The organism is Bacillus sp. V2I10 (assembly GCF_030817055.1).
Classification (GTDB): domain Bacteria; phylum Bacillota; class Bacilli; order Bacillales; family Bacillaceae; genus Bacillus_P.
Map to the genome: position 1 here is coordinate 296,294 of NZ_JAUSYV010000002.1, position 17,216 is coordinate 313,509.

The 17,216-nt window shown below is 36.7% G+C and carries 17 protein-coding genes and 2 pseudogenes; 7 read left to right on the top strand and 12 right to left on the bottom strand.

The window, feature by feature from the left end; genetic code table 11:
• Positions 1-17 precede the first annotated feature (17 nt).
• Positions 18-614: a class I SAM-dependent methyltransferase gene (locus QFZ72_RS28680; protein ID WP_307440509.1), complete on the bottom strand. Its 597-nt coding sequence runs from the start codon at positions 612-614 to the stop codon at positions 18-20.
• Positions 615-1,020: 406 nt separating this feature from the next.
• Here QFZ72_RS28680 and QFZ72_RS28685 point away from each other — a divergent pair, with 406 nt between their 5' ends.
• Together QFZ72_RS28685 and QFZ72_RS28690 are read left to right on the top strand one after the other, a co-directional pair.
• A complete protein-coding gene (locus QFZ72_RS28685) occupies positions 1,021-2,154 on the top strand; it encodes a YibE/F family protein (protein WP_307440510.1) in 1,134 nt (377 codons plus the stop codon).
• The gene (locus QFZ72_RS28690; protein ID WP_307440511.1) at positions 2,154-2,930 is read left to right on the top strand and encodes a YibE/F family protein; all 777 of its coding nucleotides are present in this window, start codon (positions 2,154-2,156) and stop codon (positions 2,928-2,930) included. The genes QFZ72_RS28685 and QFZ72_RS28690 overlap by 1 nt, the downstream gene beginning before the upstream one ends.
• A 499-nt stretch (positions 2,931-3,429) precedes the next feature.
• Here the strand turns inward: QFZ72_RS28690 and QFZ72_RS28695 are convergent, their stop codons facing one another.
• Positions 3,430-4,332 (bottom strand): AraC family transcriptional regulator, encoded by a 903-nt coding sequence (locus tag QFZ72_RS28695; protein ID WP_307440513.1) that lies wholly within the window; start codon positions 4,330-4,332, stop codon positions 3,430-3,432.
• A 192-nt stretch (positions 4,333-4,524) separates the two neighbouring features.
• Between QFZ72_RS28695 and QFZ72_RS28700 the strand changes: the two genes are divergently transcribed.
• Positions 4,525-5,505 (top strand): aldo/keto reductase, encoded by a 981-nt coding sequence (locus tag QFZ72_RS28700; protein WP_307440515.1) that lies wholly within the window; start codon positions 4,525-4,527, stop codon positions 5,503-5,505.
• Between the two features lie 600 nt (positions 5,506-6,105).
• Here the strand turns inward: QFZ72_RS28700 and QFZ72_RS28705 are convergent.
• A complete protein-coding gene (locus QFZ72_RS28705) occupies positions 6,106-6,321 on the bottom strand; it encodes a hypothetical protein (RefSeq protein ID WP_307440516.1) in 216 nt (71 codons plus the stop codon).
• Between the two features lie 40 nt (positions 6,322-6,361).
• A complete protein-coding gene (locus tag QFZ72_RS28710; RefSeq protein ID WP_307440519.1) occupies positions 6,362-6,514 on the bottom strand; it encodes a hypothetical protein in 153 nt (50 codons plus the stop codon).
• Between the two features lie 315 nt (positions 6,515-6,829).
• On the opposite strand from QFZ72_RS28710, the pseudogene QFZ72_RS28715 reads away from it, so the two are divergent.
• Positions 6,830-6,931 (top strand): annotated as a pseudogene (locus QFZ72_RS28715) (IS3 family transposase); the annotation flags it as partial.
• Between the two features lie 128 nt (positions 6,932-7,059).
• Here QFZ72_RS28715 and QFZ72_RS28720 read toward each other — a convergent pair.
• Complete coding sequence (locus QFZ72_RS28720; RefSeq protein ID WP_307440522.1) at positions 7,060-7,242, bottom strand: hypothetical protein; 183 nt, start codon at positions 7,240-7,242, stop codon at positions 7,060-7,062.
• 306 nt (positions 7,243-7,548) lie between these two features.
• Positions 7,549-7,899, bottom strand: a complete 351-nt coding sequence (locus QFZ72_RS29725) for a four-helix bundle copper-binding protein (protein WP_373464738.1) — start codon at positions 7,897-7,899, stop codon at positions 7,549-7,551.
• Positions 7,900-8,606: 707 nt separating this feature from the next.
• Here QFZ72_RS29725 and QFZ72_RS29730 point away from each other — a divergent pair.
• Positions 8,607-8,774 (top strand): hypothetical protein, encoded by a 168-nt coding sequence (locus QFZ72_RS29730; RefSeq protein ID WP_373464744.1) that lies wholly within the window; start codon positions 8,607-8,609, stop codon positions 8,772-8,774.
• On the opposite strand, the gene QFZ72_RS28725 is transcribed toward QFZ72_RS29730, so the two are convergent.
• Positions 8,745-9,926, bottom strand: a complete 1,182-nt coding sequence (locus tag QFZ72_RS28725) for a DHH family phosphoesterase (protein WP_307440523.1) — start codon at positions 9,924-9,926, stop codon at positions 8,745-8,747. The genes QFZ72_RS29730 and QFZ72_RS28725 overlap by 30 nt on opposite strands.
• 1,124 nt (positions 9,927-11,050) lie before the next feature.
• Here QFZ72_RS28725 and QFZ72_RS28730 point away from each other — a divergent pair.
• Both QFZ72_RS28730 and QFZ72_RS28735 read left to right on the top strand, forming a co-directional pair.
• Positions 11,051-11,605 (top strand): recombinase family protein, encoded by a 555-nt coding sequence (locus QFZ72_RS28730; RefSeq protein WP_307440525.1) that lies wholly within the window; start codon positions 11,051-11,053, stop codon positions 11,603-11,605.
• Positions 11,606-11,957: 352 nt separating this feature from the next.
• A complete protein-coding gene (locus QFZ72_RS28735; RefSeq protein WP_307440527.1) occupies positions 11,958-12,509 on the top strand; it encodes a DJ-1/PfpI family protein in 552 nt (183 codons plus the stop codon).
• Positions 12,510-12,834: 325 nt separating this feature from the next.
• Here the strand turns inward: QFZ72_RS28735 and QFZ72_RS28740 are convergent, their stop codons facing one another.
• From QFZ72_RS28740 to nhaC, 5 genes and pseudogenes are all read right to left on the bottom strand, one after another.
• Complete coding sequence (locus tag QFZ72_RS28740; RefSeq protein ID WP_307440528.1) at positions 12,835-13,425, bottom strand: TetR/AcrR family transcriptional regulator; 591 nt, start codon at positions 13,423-13,425, stop codon at positions 12,835-12,837.
• A gap of 69 nt (positions 13,426-13,494) precedes the next feature.
• A complete protein-coding gene (locus QFZ72_RS28745) occupies positions 13,495-14,529 on the bottom strand; it encodes an alpha/beta fold hydrolase (RefSeq protein ID WP_307440531.1) in 1,035 nt (344 codons plus the stop codon).
• 472 nt (positions 14,530-15,001) lie between these two features.
• A pseudogene (locus QFZ72_RS29735) lies at positions 15,002-15,379 on the bottom strand (copper homeostasis protein CutC).
• On the bottom strand, positions 15,364-15,507 hold the full coding sequence (locus QFZ72_RS29740) for a copper homeostasis protein CutC (protein ID WP_373464745.1): 144 nt from the start codon (positions 15,505-15,507) through the stop codon (positions 15,364-15,366). Before QFZ72_RS29740 ends, QFZ72_RS29735 begins: the two are co-directional and overlap by 16 nt.
• Before the next feature lie 126 nt (positions 15,508-15,633).
• The gene (nhaC, locus tag QFZ72_RS28755; protein WP_307440536.1) at positions 15,634-17,043 is read right to left on the bottom strand and encodes a Na+/H+ antiporter NhaC; all 1,410 of its coding nucleotides are present in this window, start codon (positions 17,041-17,043) and stop codon (positions 15,634-15,636) included.
• Between the last annotated feature and the right edge of the window lie 173 nt (positions 17,044-17,216).

A 17,216-nucleotide genomic window follows, 5' to 3' on the forward strand; every position in this document is an offset into this window, starting at 1 on the left:
GAACAAAAAACAAGAGATCACTTTATGCTACTGGATATAAACATTGAGGCATCTTGATTCATAAAAATACGATTTCCATGATAGAATGTCTTAATTTCAATTGATTTAAATCCAACTTCGGATAATCTTTTTTTCAGTTCTTCATGCGAAAAACCGTTATGAACTTTCGGATGATTTATTTTATCGTTTTTGTCAAAATCAATAATAATTAGCTTGCCACCATTATTTAAAATGTTGAACAATTCATGTAAAATTTTTTTAGTATCCGGAATATGAAGAAGGACTAGTGACATTAAAACTATGTCTGCCTTAAGTTCAGGAGTTTCTTGAGTAAAATCTGAATAAAGTACTTTTGAGTTGGTAATCCCTTTGTGAGAAATTTTAGCTTTCGCAACCTCCAACATTTGTTTTGATGAATCTACCAACAAAATAGAATCTACTAAATCTGATAATTCTAAACTAATTAGACCAGTACCACTCCCATAGTCTATTAAAGATTTTGATTTACTATTTCGTAATTCTGGTCTTACTTCCTTAACTATAACTTTAGCTAATTCAATTCTTTCTTCTGTATCATATCTTTTTGCCATCTGTTCAAAAACGTTATTTTCCATATTCCACTCCCTATTTATTAAAAATTAAAGCTACATAGTGGTCATTATAACAAAAATTAAAACCTTAAGGGGCTATTCTCCCCCTCAAACCCTTTCGTATATACCCCGGTGGGCGCGGAAAGTCTACATAAACAATCTCGTATATTCCTTTCTTATCGAAGCAAATGTTAGATGGCCTAAGAATAATATTCTCCTCTGCTTATGTCATTTGTTGTTCCACTAAACTGCCATATAGTTTAAGTAAATTTCTTCACAATCTCTTCTAAAATATCCATTTATTTTGAAAATGAGTTACTCAACAATCTGGCCCGTTTGCTTAATAAGAAAAAATCATACATAATCAATCCAATAAATCTTAAATTTTATACACTTTGTTCTATCCTGATACTTGGAGGGTTTTTTTTGAATGTTAAAAGTAAACAAATTTAAAAAAATGTCTTATAAACAAATTATTATGTACACCATAATAGGACTTTGTTTTGTCGCCTCTGTTTTTTTTGTTAATCACAATTATTCATTCTATGAACGTCCAATAGCCGAAGTTATTGATACCAAACTAGAAAATACCTCTGAAATGGTTGATATACATAATAATGAAGATAAGCTATTCACACAGAGTATAATAGCAGAGTTAAAAAATGGAGAAAATAAAGGGCAGCTTATCCATTTAACGAATGAGTATTCATCCTCTAGAGCGTTTGATCAAGAATACCATGTCGGAAATGAATTGTTTGTTTCGATTAATACGAACACAGAAGAAAATACAGGTTTAACTGGAACCATAAAAGATGTAAAACGTGATAAATACGTTTTGATTATAGCTTGGATTTTTATCTTGACATTACTTATCGTTGGAAAAAAGCAAGGACTGTTTTCTATTATAAGTTTGGTAGTCAATGCTGCATTGTTATCGTATGCATTAGATATTTATCTGAATACATCAGGCATCAGTTTGGTATTGATTTGCAGTATAAGTGCTATTTTCTTTACTTTTATTTCTTTATTACTCGTTAACGGTTTTAATGGAAAAACATATGCAGCTATTATTGCGACTCTGCTAGGAACGTTTATATCGCTGTTAATTACCTATCTTGTTATGTGGTTAACTTCAGGAAATGGCCTTCGATATGAAGAAATGCAATTTCTAACTCGTCCTCCACAAATGGTGTTTATGGCGGGGGTATTAGTAGGATCTTTAGGAGCTGTAATGGATGTAGCCATTACAATGTCTTCGTCTATATATGGGTTGTATGAAAAGAATAACAACATACCAATAAAAGCACTTAAAACTTCAGGAATGAATATTGGGAAAGATATTATGGGAACCATGACAAATATTTTGTTTTTTGCATATATAAGTGGTTCGATTCCAATGCTTATTTTGTATTTGAAGAATGCTTCTCCATTGGCGTTTACCCTTTCCATGAACCTTTCATTGGAATTGGCTAGAGCTTTAGCTGGTGGTATTGGAATCGTGTTAACTATTCCAATCGGTCTATATACCTCTATTTTTTTCATTAATCGAAAGAGGGCACGATAATGAATGTATTAGTGTTGCTAGCAACTATTTTATTTATATTGATGATACTTATTGGTGGAAAAAAAGGAGCTAGGTCTTTTATTGCTCTCTTCTTAAACTTTGCTGTGTTGTTTCTAACAATCCTTTTTATGACAGATCCACATGTTAATCCGATTATCTTAACAGTAATTGCATCTACATTGATTAGTTGTATTACTCTCTTTTTTATTAATGAAGTGAATCGTAAAACAGCAACAGCGTTCTTTTCTACTATTATCACAATTGTGATTTTACTCTTTTTTATTCTCTTCGTGACAGAAAATGCAATGATTCAGGGATTTGGCGAGGAAGAAACGGAGGAGCTTGGCATATTTTCCCTTTATATCGGAGTGGATTTTGCTAAAATTGGAGCTGCAGTGGTTATTATGAGTACAATAGGTGCGATTACGGATGTTGCGATTTCCATTGCCTCTCCAATGCGCGAAATATTGAATCATAATCCACTAATTAGTAGGAAAGCTTTATATAGATCTGGAATAAGTATTGGGAAGGATATCTTAGGAACCAATACGAATACGTTATTTTTTGCCTTCTTTGGAGGCTATCTCGGATTGCTCATCTGGTTTAAAGATTTATCTTATTCTGTTGGCGATATCGTAAATTCAAAAGTATTTAGTGCTGAAATGATCACTATATTTTGTGCCGGAATTGGCATAGCTCTAATTATTCCAATTACTTCCTGGATTACTGCCTATTTTTTAGTGAAAACAAGAGAAAATAACGAGACATTTAAATAGGTTTTATGACAGGAAAGACCACAAAGTACATGGGAACTGATACTTTAACTTTTGACATCAATCCGAATCTATTCGGCCTTAATGAAAATGATAGTTACCCAGTTATTAAATTACTTCATTATAAACAATGGGAACCCAAAAATTAAGAGACCTCTTTTAAAAAGGAGGTCTTTAAAACTATTCTGCCACTTTGGTTTTAGTACAATCCTTCACAAACTCGCCATACTAATGCTAATATAAATATACAATTTGGTTTGAGATTCTTATTCAATTAAATGGCCCCTATAATACAAAAAGAGCACAATTCTTATTACAGAAAAGCCCCCGTTTGTTGAATATCATTTATGTTGTCTTATCGAAGATAAGCGCCCTTTTCTGGAATACCTAAAATATGATTTCAATCTTAAAATCAATTAATTCTTCTTTCACTAACGCCCCCGTTTGATAACGCCCCCGTTTGTTTAAGAACATTTCTTCACAATCTGTTACTTTTCTTCATTTAACCGTAGTTCTCTCTCATTCGGTTTATATCTACTCTAGGTGGAAAGCCAAACATTCGGGAATATTCTCGACTGAATTGAGATTGACTTTCGTACCCCACCCTGAATGCAACATCAGCTACAACTGTTGACTCAGCTAATAATAAGCGTCTAGCTTCCTGCAATCTCAGTTGTTTCTGAAACTGAATGGGACTCATAGCCGTTACCTCTTTAAAATGTCGATGTAGCGATGATACACTCATATTCGCTATTTCGGCAAGCCCTTCAATTTGAAAAGGCTTTTCATAATTATTAATGATATGGTCTATAACCTCTCTTATTCTAGAGGCATTGCTTCCTTCTAATGCCATTTGTTCAAGCGCTTCGCCATGTGGCCCTTGTAAAATCCAATAGATAATTTCTTTTTTAAATAATGGAGCAAGAACGGGGATATGTTTCTGATTTTCTACTAGAGAAGCTAGTCTGAGTACTGCATCCAACAAAGAAGGTTCTACTTCGCTAACAAACATAGCTCGTTTAGTGTTCTTCCCCTGTTCAAATTGAATGTCTGTTTCATTTAATACTTCTAAAACTTGGCTCGGTGTAAATTCAATTTTGAGAGCTAGATAGGGAGATTCTGCTGAGGCTTTAATTACTTGTCCTGTAACTGGTAAGTCAACGGATGCAACAATATAATTTCCAGGACCGTACAAAAAGCGTTCCTCTCCCAATAATACCTCCTTCTCTCCTTGGAGGATAATGCAAAAAGACGGCTCGTTAACTCGAGAAATTGGTTCAGTAATAATGGATTCACGGATGAGAAATAAAGATGGAATAGGCGTCGGATGAACACCATCCTGTTTTGAAAAGCGCTCAATAAGATTAGCAAGTTCATATTGCTGTTTATAGGTTTTCTCAGACATAAATTTATTCTCCTTTTTCTTCATCTTCGGTTCATTGTATCTGATATTCATTGAATAAGTAAGAGGTCTTGAGAGGATTAGGCAAAAACTTGATAGTAATGTGATAAGGGTTTCTTTATTATTTATGACATAATTAGTTGTAAATAGGTCATGATAAACGCGGCAAATAAACAAAAGAGAGGAAAAAATCAAATGGAGTATGTGAAACTTGGTAATACAGGCTTAGATGTATCTCGATTTTGTCTTGGGTGTATGGGTTTTGGGGACGCTAACAAATGGTTTCACCAATGGGTACTTAACGAAGAGGACTCTCGCCCTGTAATAAAAAAAGCCCTTGAGTTAGGGGTTAATTTTTTTGATACAGCAAATGTATACTCACTGGGTACAAGTGAGGAATATCTTGGACGAGCTTTGAAAGATTATGCAAATCGTGATGAAGTTGTAATAGCAACTAAAGTACACGGACAAATGCATAAAGGTCCAAATGGTTCTGGTCTTTCTAGAAAGGCAATTATGAGTGAAATCGATAAAAGTCTTAAGAGATTGGAAACTGATTATGTAGATCTTTATATCATCCATCGCTGGGATTACGATACCCCTATTGAAGAAACAATGGAAGCACTGCATGACGTGGTGAAAGCTGGAAAAGCCAGATACATTGGTGCTTCTGCTATGTACGCTTGGCAGTTCCAAAAGGCTTTACATGTGGCAGAAAAAAATGGTTGGACTAAGTTTGTGTCCATGCAGAACCATTTAAACCTAATTTACCGTGAAGAGGAAAGAGAAATGCTACCCCTATGTAAGGAAGAGAAAATTGGTGTGACTCCATATAGCCCTCTTGCATCGGGTAGATTAACGCGTGACTGGTCAGTAACAACGCATCGCTCTGAGACAGACCAGGTCCAAAAATCCAAGTATGATTCGACTGCGGATGCGGATCGATTAGTTGTGGAGCGAGTTGCATCCATTGCAGAAAAACACGATGTCCCTCGCACACACATCGCACTTGCTTGGATACTACAGAAAGCGCCAGTAACAGCTCCTATCATCGGTGCTACGAAAATATCGCATCTTGAAGATGCTGTAGGTGCTTTATCAGTTAAGCTAACAACTGAAGAAATTGCATTCCTTGAAGAGCCATATGTACCGCATCCAATAGTAGGTCATAATTAATTGTTTTGATGATATATAGAAGAAATCCAATTTTCCATAGTAGGAAGGATTGGGTTTTTTCACATTAAGATTATATATCAAATTTCATTGGGAATTAGCAGGCTGGGTTTCTAAGTATTCGAGTTACCAGGTATTGTTCATGTCTGTCTGTGTCAGTTGTGTTCTTCCCTATTGATATCACTTTGTTTGTGAAACGTTGAGGACCACAGAATTTAACCCTCAAGGAGGTGGTTCTATTTCTTCTAGAAAATTGTTCCTCTAATTGAACTATCTATTTTTAAACTTTCATGATAAAAATAATGCCGTTCTAATCAAGATGATCGGCCTTCCGTAAGGTACGCGGGCCGTAGTTTACATTACATCAAAAGTTCCAGATTCCACACTTGACCCATCCAAGACACACTACTCGTATTATCTTTTTGTGAAATTTGAAACTGCATATGAAAGGAGAAAACAATGACAAAAAAGTTATCAGCAACGATTGTGTCACTTATTCTGCTCACTTCTGCCATTTATTTTACAAGCCAAAGCATAGCAGCCGAAGCTAAGGAAAATTCAATGACCATCTCACGAAGTGGTTCCCAGCCTTCCTCAAAGGGATCATCCGAATTTTTTACCGGCAATGTACGCATTGAACCCCTTTTTTCTGAAAACGGATCGGCACCATATTCCGGTGCTTACGTCACATTCCAGCCAGGTGCTCGAATCATCATAAAATTCAAGTTCTGATTCACCGATAATTTCTCCTTTTACAATTAAACGATCGGTGCTGTCTTCCATTTTAAAACTATGCTTTTTTTCGTTTAACTCTTCCATATTTACCTCCTTTTAAAGCAATGCTGCTTAATAAACAGATTTATTTACCAGCGGTGATATCGGGGTAAGGCATGATGAGCTTCGCTACCTTTTCATAGCTCAACGGCCCTATTTCTCTTACTAAACGCGGAATGGCTTCTTCGGGATAACCATAGTCACGAAGAAGTTTTTCTACCTTTTCTGTATTGTTCATCATCTACACCTCCGTTTTATAGCATTCCCCATTTTGATAAAACAAAGCCGGTATGAAAATCGATTCCAATGGAAGGATCATTGAAGCCTTTACCATTCTTTTCTTTTTTCATTGCTAAAAATCGGTTAAAGAAAGATCAAAGTTAGAATTTTCTTCATTCAAAAGACCAAAATTTTATAAAAAAGGTTGATCAAAACAAACAATAATAGTGGATTTAACAGCAGTTTTATAAAAAAGGGACTAAAACTTGATCGATCTTTTTTATAAACATCGCAACTTTTTTATAGTTGATCAAACTTTATTTTAAATCTACATAAACAAGAATTAGAGGATTATATCCACTATTACAACCACAAACGAATTAAGGCAAAATTAAAAGGCATGAGCCCGGCTCAATACCGTACTCATGCCCTGTAGCTGCTTAAAATTCGTGTCTAACTTTTTGGGTTCAGATCAAATTGGCCTTTCTTTTTGTAGAAGAAGAGACAATTTTCACACAATTCATTAGGGGAAGGAATATAAATTGAAAGATGGTCGTCTAAGTATTATTCTGTGATTAATGTATCTGATCTATTTTTGGATATTTTCGCCGAAGATCTCGCGGTTGCTGAAGATAAACCGTCAACATTATCGTCTTTCAGATTATAGCCCTGGGAGTATACATCATCGTCTTCTTGATTAAACCTCTTAGCTTTTGCATTATCTTTTTCGATAAATGAATTATCCATTCTATCACCTCTAGGTTATTGTCTCATATTCTGCAATAAAAGATGTAATCCTTAATTAGTTACAAGAGTTTTTTTCAGTTGAGGTATCATTGGGTAGTAAAGTTAATCACTGCCCCTAATGAGGGAGATTCGAAAAAACTTGCCTTCATGTAAACGGGTGTTGACGGACAGCCTCATGACTGACGACCCGATTGTCCGGAAGTGTTTCAAGCACGGTGGCAAACTCCCGATAGTAAGGTCCATTAATGGCTAGCTGCATTGCAGATTTTTAACCAACGGACTAAGGTCCAACCCCCCTCTATTACTTTACATTGTCGTCATTTTACGGCATTCTTCAGCACACTGACGGCAGAAGTTAGCACATTCTTGACAATGTGCATCCTGGAAATTAGCACATTCAACTGCACATGCATCACAAATTGTTGCACATAGTTGGCAAAACTGCTTTGCATACATACTTCCACGTGACATCCATTGCGATGCCATTGCACAAATGTCTGCACAATCCCTTAAAATATTAATGCAGTGTGTTCGTGCTTTAACGTCAGCTTCCTTTAGACAAGAAGTTAAACATTCTTCACATGCTTGCATACATTTGTTACAAGAATCAATACACGTTTGAAATTGCTGAACAGATGAATCGATAACAGTTGTCATAAAATCGTTCACTCCCTTTTATGAAATTCTTTTTATTGTTATCTAATTAATGATCAATAAACTGGTAATAAAAACCCCCATAAAAAAAATGGCAGAAGTCCAGTGAAATTTGCTGAATCCCAATTCTTTTTATTCAGGCTTTAATTGATGATGGTTTGATGACATAAGAAAAAAACAAAAGCGACCTATCGCACTAGATGTGGGGAGTTATTCCTCGAATCGTTGACTTACCCCTGTAAGGATATGACTTATTTTTACTTGTATCTTGGTCATACCCCTACCCAGAATTTAGTAACATTGAGGTTCGATTCTCTTTCTAATAAATTCCTCTCTTATTCAAGAAAATGGCCCTTTAACTAAAGAAGAATGAAAATCGAATCCTCCACAATCCTGCCCTTTAATTCAATAACATTTTTTTCAAAATTCCGTGATTTGAGCAATCGCTTTATTCCACAATCTGGCCCTTATGTAGAAGAACTTCAGTATCCGCTTACTCTGTTAAACTGCCCTTTACCTTAATAAGAAGAGGCGACACTTTGTTAAGCAATCGCCCCCGATTGTGGAATATCGTTTATGTTATCTTATCGAAGAATAGCGCCCGATTGTTGAATACTAGCAGCGTGAGAAATGTATTGAAGAAGTGACTGAGTTATGGTAAACATGGAAAACCTTTTACAACAGATAAAATCAATGAAGTGACAAATATGATGAACAGACTCAATTTACGTAATATTCCACTCAAACAAAATGTTACCGTTGAAATGATTCAGGAATACGTAAATAAATTAATAAAATGGTGTTCATCTCAAAAAAGCGAACACTGTCGCTGTTCGCTTTTTTTAAAATTATTTAGCCTTTTTTACTTCTTCCATTAAGTTTCTGACGAAATTATCATCTTGTACAAGCCATGCTGAATATTTTCTTTTTAAGAACTTTTCTGCTTCTTCAAAACTTGGGTGGGTCTGTTCCGTTATTGTTTTATTTTTTTCAATCCCCCATTCCCCATTTTCTAAAGGATATATAAGATAGATCTCGTCACTTCTGTTTTTATACATGGTACCAAAAGTGGATTCTTTTACATTATATCGATTTTTTTTCGCATCTTCTGGTAACGGTTCAAGATGATAGGTATCAATTACGAATTGCTTGTAGGCATCTTCTGTTAAGGTGCAGCCGGATGCTTTTGCATGTCCCCCGCCACCGAATTGTGCAGCAACATCAGACACATCAATATGATCGTGGATTGTTCGAAAACCCATTCGTTTGCCGCCAATATTTAATATGGCTATATAATCTAGGTGCGGGTTTTCTTTACCGAGTTCATTCCCGAGTTCTGAGTGATACGATTCCGCATAAACCACACCCACAAAAAGTCCTCCAACCTCTGTTTGAACGAGCTCCCTTCTTTTCCTGCGAATATATCTGTCAATTTTATTTTCTTCCATATCAAGGATTTTTGTTTCAAATTCATCAAAGTAGAAATGATCACTCGTTTGCAGCCGGGAAATCATTTTTTCTTCAAATTGATCTATTGAGAGAAGAAAAAATAATGCATTCAGTCGCTGTGCATGGTGGTTTTCATTTTTCTCCCACTCCCACGTATCGTATTGTCTTACGAGTTCAACAAATTCCGCTGTTGCGTCTGATGGCTCCATTAGTTGATGAGATATGAGGAATTCATATAATAAGGAAGTAGCTGAAGTTAACTTCCCTTCCTCACCCTCCACCACAACATGCCCCCACTTATAATCATTATAACGGAGAGCCGTTTTATGGTGATCAATCAACTTAACCTTTCCCCCTGCTTGAAAGAATTCTTCCAGTCTTTTTTCATTTTCTTCACTTACGGACAAATCTGTAATAAATAAGAAAGTATCCTTACCCTCATTTTCTAAGAACCATTCCACTTCACGATTAAGACCTGAAATAGAATTGTAGCGTACTTTGACCTGCTCGCCAAAAGAAAGTTTTGCTAAAATACCGCAGCCAACTCCATCGAGATCATTATGAGATAACAGTTTATACATATTCTTCACCTCAAAAGATAGTATAGGTTTAACTATTGATTAACATGTAAATAAAAAAGCTGACTCAAGGTCCTCCCTTCAAGTCAGCTTTAATGATTTATATAGTTTCTTCACTTTCCCGCCCAATTGTTAATATGGCTTTCCATCAAAATCCCCCTAAATCGATTCTTCACTTATTCCGCAATTGTGCCGATTATTTGAAGAAGGAAAAAGCTGGAGATCACCTGGCTGATCTCCAGGTATCGAGCCCGATACTTTAAACACACACTTTCACAATCTTCAATACATAATAAGAAAGATGGGAATTAATCCTTTTTGCATTGCATTATGGATTAATTATTTCAACTTTACAAACTGGAGTTTGACATCCTACTTTGTTGTAATGTTACGATATACCATCAGATTAATTGCATTTAATATAATGGTAACGATAAGAAGAACTGTTGCCGCGAACGCCACAGTATAAATTGTGTCCATAAGAGCACCCCAATCCTCAATCTTTACGAGATGATAGTTATAGAAGATCTGGAAACATAGCGAAATAGCACAAGCACTGATGCTCATAATGGAAAGAACTACCCAATTCTTATGGTTATTCTTTTTAGATCGCATGAGATTAACAACTGGAAGCGTTCAAGCAATTAGTCCAAGCACGAGACTCCAAGATTAAGTAAACTAACCATGTTTAATTCCCCCTTTTTTTGTTTCTTAATTCTTGTTCAGCAATTCAATTCTGCTTCGTTAATTTAATTACCATCTATTCCTAATTTCAGCATAAATGACAAACCACGTTGTTCAACAATCTGGCCCGATTGTTGTAAAGAAACAATACTCACTCTTCCACAATCCTGCCCGATTGCTGAACAAGAAAAAATCTTGTACATTATTTAAATTTATTTCAAATCCACATTTACTAATGCTTTTTCATTTATACATTTAGATTACTCATTTGTCTTCTATGTTTCAAAACTCGTCCTTTTCTGAACACGCTTCTTTTTGAAAGGGGCTTTTTTATTGTCTTAAGTGTAATAAAACCCTGTTCACTATTCTATGTTCAATAACCTTTTTATTTTTATCTTATGTTACAATGAAATCAGAGTAAAAATGAGAAAGAGTGATAATTGGTGTTAATTGGATATGCACGTGTGTCGACAGGATTACAAAATTTGAATTTACAAACAGATGCGCTAACGCAACATGGTTGTACGAAAATTTATCACGATAAGATGAGTGGGACAAAAAAACAACGTCCCGGTTTAGAGGAAGCACTTCAGTATGCACGTGAAGGCGATACAATTGTCGTTTGGCGATTGGATCGACTAGGACGTAACATGCAAGATTTGATTCAAATTGTCAACAGCTTAAATGAACGAGGTGTTGGCTTTCATAGTTTGCAAGAAAACCTAACAATGGACAAAAGCAATGCAACGGGGCAATTGATGTTTCACTTATTCGCAGCGTTTGCAGAATTTGAACGTAACCTGATCGAGGAACGCTCGGTTGCAGGACGAGCAGCTGCAAAAGCGCGTGGGCGTCTAGGTGGGCGCCCAGAGAAGCATGGACCAAAAGATATTGAAATGATGAAAGCTTTAATTGAAAGTGGTACACCGATTAAAGATGTTGCGGAAAAGTGGGGCGTGTCTCGCACGACGATTTATCGTTATTTAGAAAAACAGTAAACCGGAAGTAATGAAGAAACCCAGCTAATCTTCTCATGGTAGCTGGGTTTTAAAGTTGGATGTGCAAAATAACACTTAAAATAAGTGCAAAATATCTCCATCCTCACTATTTCGGGATATGTCAAGTGACACTCCGATTATTGGATTCTAACAATATTATAAAATCACAAATAGGGTTTATTCTATTGGAATGTTAACTTAACAGATGTTTTTAATTTAGTAATAGACATATGGGTACGTTTTTTTAAAAGGAAATCGTATAGAAATGTTGAATTGAGTAGATGAAAAGACAACATGGAAGGAAAAAACACTTTTTTATCTACTAAAATTATTTTATATGGAGGTTATGTTCATGAGTAAAAAAGTACTGATTGTTACTGGGGATGCTGTAGAGGCGCTTGAAATTTTTTATCCATATTATCGGTGTCTTGAAGAAGGATTTGACGTAACGATTGCTTCACCTTCTGTAAAAAAACTACAAACAGTAAGTCACGACTTTATAGAAGGAATGGAAACATATGTAGAAAAACCTGCATATGGCATTGATTCTCAAGTAGCTTTTGCTAATGTTAATCCCTCGCAATATGACGGGTTGATTATTCCTGGAGGACGAGCACCTGAATATATTCGTTTAGAGGAATCGTTACCGAAAATTGTCCGTCACTTCTTTGAGGAAAATAAGCCAGTAGGTGCTATCTGTCATGCGGCACAAGTGCTTACTATTGTACCGGATTTGATGAAAGGCCGGGAGTATACAGCATATATTGCTTGTAAACCTGATGTGACTGCATGTGGCGCTACATATATTGATGAAACATTACACACACATCAAAACCTTGTTTCTGGTCATGCGTGGCCAGATCTACCTGGGTTCATGCGTGAATTTATTAATTTACTAAAATAAGATGAGTTTCCCAAGGATATCTTGGTACAAAAAGCAGCAAATCTAAATGTTAGGTGGTACCTCATTAGAAAATTTAAAAGATAAGTATTATTTACATATTTCATGAGGATTTATTGTCGTAGAATAGTTCTTTCCAAGTTTAATGGAAAGGTAAAAATATATACTCGACACAGATCCACGATGGCAAAATTAGTGTTTCAGACCCTGATGGAAAGCCAGATTTTGAAGCCATTATCTATACTCAAGATTAAAAAACCCAATCTCTCAGTGTTTCACATGAGAAATTGGGTTTATTTACTCAACAATTGCGCCCGATTGTTGATTTTTATTTTGCTAAAATACGCATTAACACATCCACATCTGGCAACCCATACTCTTCATCCACCTCATCCTGAATAAGAAGACTGTTGATGATGGTAAAATACCAGGACAACATCTTTCGGGGTTCCCCTTGCGAAAATCCCCCCGATTCCTGCCCTTTAACGAAGACAGGAACCAACAGATCAATCAGAACATTCGTAGAATGTTCTTCAAAGATCTGAGTGACTTTTTCTGGAACATCATCCGCCTTACGAGCCCGTTCAATTAGCATAAAGGCGTACTTATTATTCTCATCAAGCATGTTTTCGGTTAAGTTTCTGATTTGTTCAAAGGGTGTTCCTGGTAAGTATTGAACATACTCAAGGTCCCTTCTCGCTTCTTCCATCAATTCTTGGACGATCGTGATGAAAAGTTCCTTTTTAGAATTGAAATAGCGGTAAATTAGTCCTTCACTAATACTTGCTTCCTTAGCGATCATGCTCGTTTTCGTTCCTGTGTACCCTCGGCGAGCAAACACTTTAAGCGCCGCTTGCTTTATCTGCTCTGTGCGCTCGTCACGGATTTGATCAAGCTGCTGTTTATTTAATGGGGACAATGTTCCAACCTCCGGATCTTTGAAAAATGTTATATTCTTTGTACCATCAATCGGGTGAAGTTATTGCAATTAGGAGAGAGACGTGGGTGCCAGCGGACGTACTCTCTTTATCAATTCCTCAAGGAACTGATCGGCACGAGCAAAAACCGCAAGATGGCCAGCGTTCTTGATTAGAACAAATTCCTTGTGAGGAGCTTCAATCTCGTCGTAATATGCTTTAGCCAGTTCAGTTGGCGTTAAAATGTCTGTGTCTCCTTGAAAAATAAAGATTGGCAGCTCAAACTGCATCCCAAGTTTTTTTAAGTCAAAATTCATTAATTCATCAAATAGGTGGTCAATGGAAAAACTCATACCTTTAAAGATATCAATCATTTCATGTATTTTGTGTTCAGGAGAAGAGAGCATAGATGGCAAAATTAGGTCCGTAATCATATTGGGAACATCCTTAATAGCTTTAACGATTAATCGATTCCTTTTGTCGAAGTCTTTACGACTCCACTGGGACTGATCCGACCCCATTTTCTCAAGCAACTGAACACCTTTCGTATTACCTACTGCACGGAGAGCATTGACTGTTAATTTGAAAAGATTTTGTGGATCCGGGACATTCTGATCTGTGCCGACATATGCATAAAAAAGATCTGGTCGAAGCTTTACCATCATGACACCAATCAAGCTACCAACGGAGCTTCCAATGATAATTACTTTTTGATGGCTGAGTTTATCGCGTAAGTATTCAGTCACCTCTATCCCATCCTGAGCGAGGCGATCGAAAGTAATGGTTCCGCTCCCGTCTTTACCGTTATTGCGGAATGTCTTACCTGCGCCACGCTGATCCCAGTGAACGATAGTGAAGTGCTTCTCCCAAGAACGTAACAACGGGCTGAAGATGGAATACGTAGAACCCGGTCCACCATGGATAAACAACAAAACAGGGTTATTTCGATCCTCACCGCGTATAGTGATCCACTGATCGATACCTCCGATTTTAACGTAACGGCCTTCAACGATACTGTTCGTAGTGTTGATCTGCAGTTCCTTGGTATTCTTGCTCTGATTACGCTTTCGTAGAACGATTTCCCGCAGGATATTGGTTTTGCTCATTTGAACATGCCCTCTTCCTTTTAATGAGTAAGCAACTCACTCATTATTATAATGTGGTATTTTCTGGAATATGTCAATAATAAATTTTTATTAATATACATGAGAAGATTTCTTTATAGATTCTTCACCACAGAAAATGTAATAAAATATCGTTCTTGCATGTTGGTTCAATAATCCTTATTCCATTAAATGGCCCTTATGTAGAATAAAGATCGAATTCGATTACTCCGTTAAACTGCCGAATTAAACTCCCTGTGAAATCTCATTTCACAATAATAAAGCACACCAACTTATATGATAATTGGTGTGCTAAATGATGTGTTATTTAGTATGCGATTTTAATGTTTTGTACCTCTAAACCGAACCCGTTACATTTATGCATGCAGCTTTTTTTATTTGCAGTTCTATTCTGATTCAATTTTTCTGATCTCTTTTGTTACATTTATGCATGCAGCTTTTTTTATTTGCAGTTCTATTCTGATTCAATTTTTCTGATCTCTTTTATTTGAATGGGATCGATAGGGTTACTATAAGTTGATTCATAACGGATTCCCGAACCAAAATGAACTTCTCCCACGTTAACTTTTTCTAAGAATGCAGGCAAATTTCGAGGTGTTAACCCTGATCCTGCCATAATTGAAAGACCAGTACTTGCTGATAGATCTGTCAGCTGACTTAGCTCTTCTATAGCTTCTGTAGCTTTATCCTTGCTGCCAGATGCGAGTACTCTAGATATGTCAGGGTACTTTTGAAGATCTCCTTAAGCAGTGAGCTGATGATCGACCTCGTCAAACGCGCGGTGAAAGGTAATATCTAACCATTTGGCTGCTCTGATTAATTTAGTAAGCATTTCTTATATATTTCCTTCTCGTTGGTAAGTGCACCAGTAACAACTTCAGCTGCACCTAAATTCCTGCAGATTTCAATATCTTCTAACATAATATTCAACTCTGCATCGGAATAACAAGCTCCGGGTATGCGGGTGAATCATTACATTTACTGGAATCGTCAATTCGTAGCAAACATTTCTAATTAAACCATAGCTAGGCGTAAGAATTTGCTGGCTATCTTGAGACTCAACTTCAAACCATTGTGCAGACGAGATTAATTAGCCTTCTGCTGCAGCGCCTGTACGTTATTGTTAGTGTACCAAATATATTTCCCTGTATAACCATAAATGATCGCAAGTGCAATGGAAACAAAACTTAACCACATGAATGGAACATAGGAAAAGGTAGATATACCTAGAATCCCTGCCATGAAAATTCCATTGTCGGACCAAGGAATCATCCCAGATGTTAGCGTACCGCCGACCTCAGAATTTCGAGCTAAAACTCTCCGATCAATGTGTAATTTATCATAGTTTTCTTCCATGATCTTTGGTGTTAAAATTAATGAAACGTACATAGCACAACCAAATACATTTGCTAAAAAGGCAACAATTAATGTTGACAGGGTTACATTACCTGCTGAAGTTAGCTGGTTCTGGAATTTGGAAACAATTACTTTTAGTACTCCTAAATGCTCCAATAGACCACCAAATCCCAATCCGAAAATAATGACGACAATTGAGCCAAGCATTCCCTCGATCCCCCCACGGTTTAGAAGATCATCCATGAATTCAATGCCTGTATCAATTGAAAAACCACTGTAAGCCGTACCGAGGGCCACAGAAAAATCCATCCCTTGGAATACGGTAGCCCAAATGATCCCTAAGAGAGCCCCTGCAGCAATCGTTGGCATAGAAGGTTGTTTTAGTGCGAGCATTAGAATGACAAATATCGCAGGAATTAGCATCCAAATTTGAATATCGAAGTTTTCTAGTAATGCAGTCTTCAGAAATTCTACTTTTTCTAAATCTGTATTTTTCACGCCATACATAAACCCTGCTATGGTAAAAAGAATAGCAGTAATAATGTATGCAGGGACATCTAAATATAACATGGCACGTACGTGTGCAATAACATCCACTTTCGACATTGATGCTGCGAGTACGGTACTGTCAGATAGTGGAGAAAGTTTATCTCCGAAGTATGCACCGGAAAGAACGGCACCAGCTACAAGCGGCAGAGGGATACCCATTCCCTCTCCAATTGCCATCATTGCGATTCCAGCAGTCCCGACTGTTCCCCAAGACGTACCTGTTGCCAAAGATGTGATCGAGCAAATGACGAGAGTGGCTAATAAGAAAATGCTAGGGTGGATAAACTCCAATCCGTAATAAATAAGTGTCGGTACGACTCCTCCTGCAATCCACGTCCCGATAAGGGCACCGACTGCAATCAGAATTAATATAGCCTCAAGACCATTCGAAATCCCGTTTGTAATAGCGCCTTGCAGTTGCTCGTATCGGTGTCCTAATCGTAATCCAAGTAAAATAACAATGAACCACGATATAAATAGTGCTAGTTGTATCGGTAAATCAAACATCGCGGTAAATGAAAAAACAATGGCTAAAAACAACCCCAATGTAAAAATAATTTCTAACATAGATGGTAATCGTACATGCTTCACTCTAACGCCCCCTTAAAATAAAACGCTTTCAAAATCTTGTTTTTAAAAATTAAATTTTTGTTTTACAATCATCCGCCAGTTGAGTGACTCATAACCAAAATCGAATTAGAATAACTTAAACGATCAATGACATTGCCTATCAAGCTTTGGCACCTAATAGGCAGGTTCTTCCT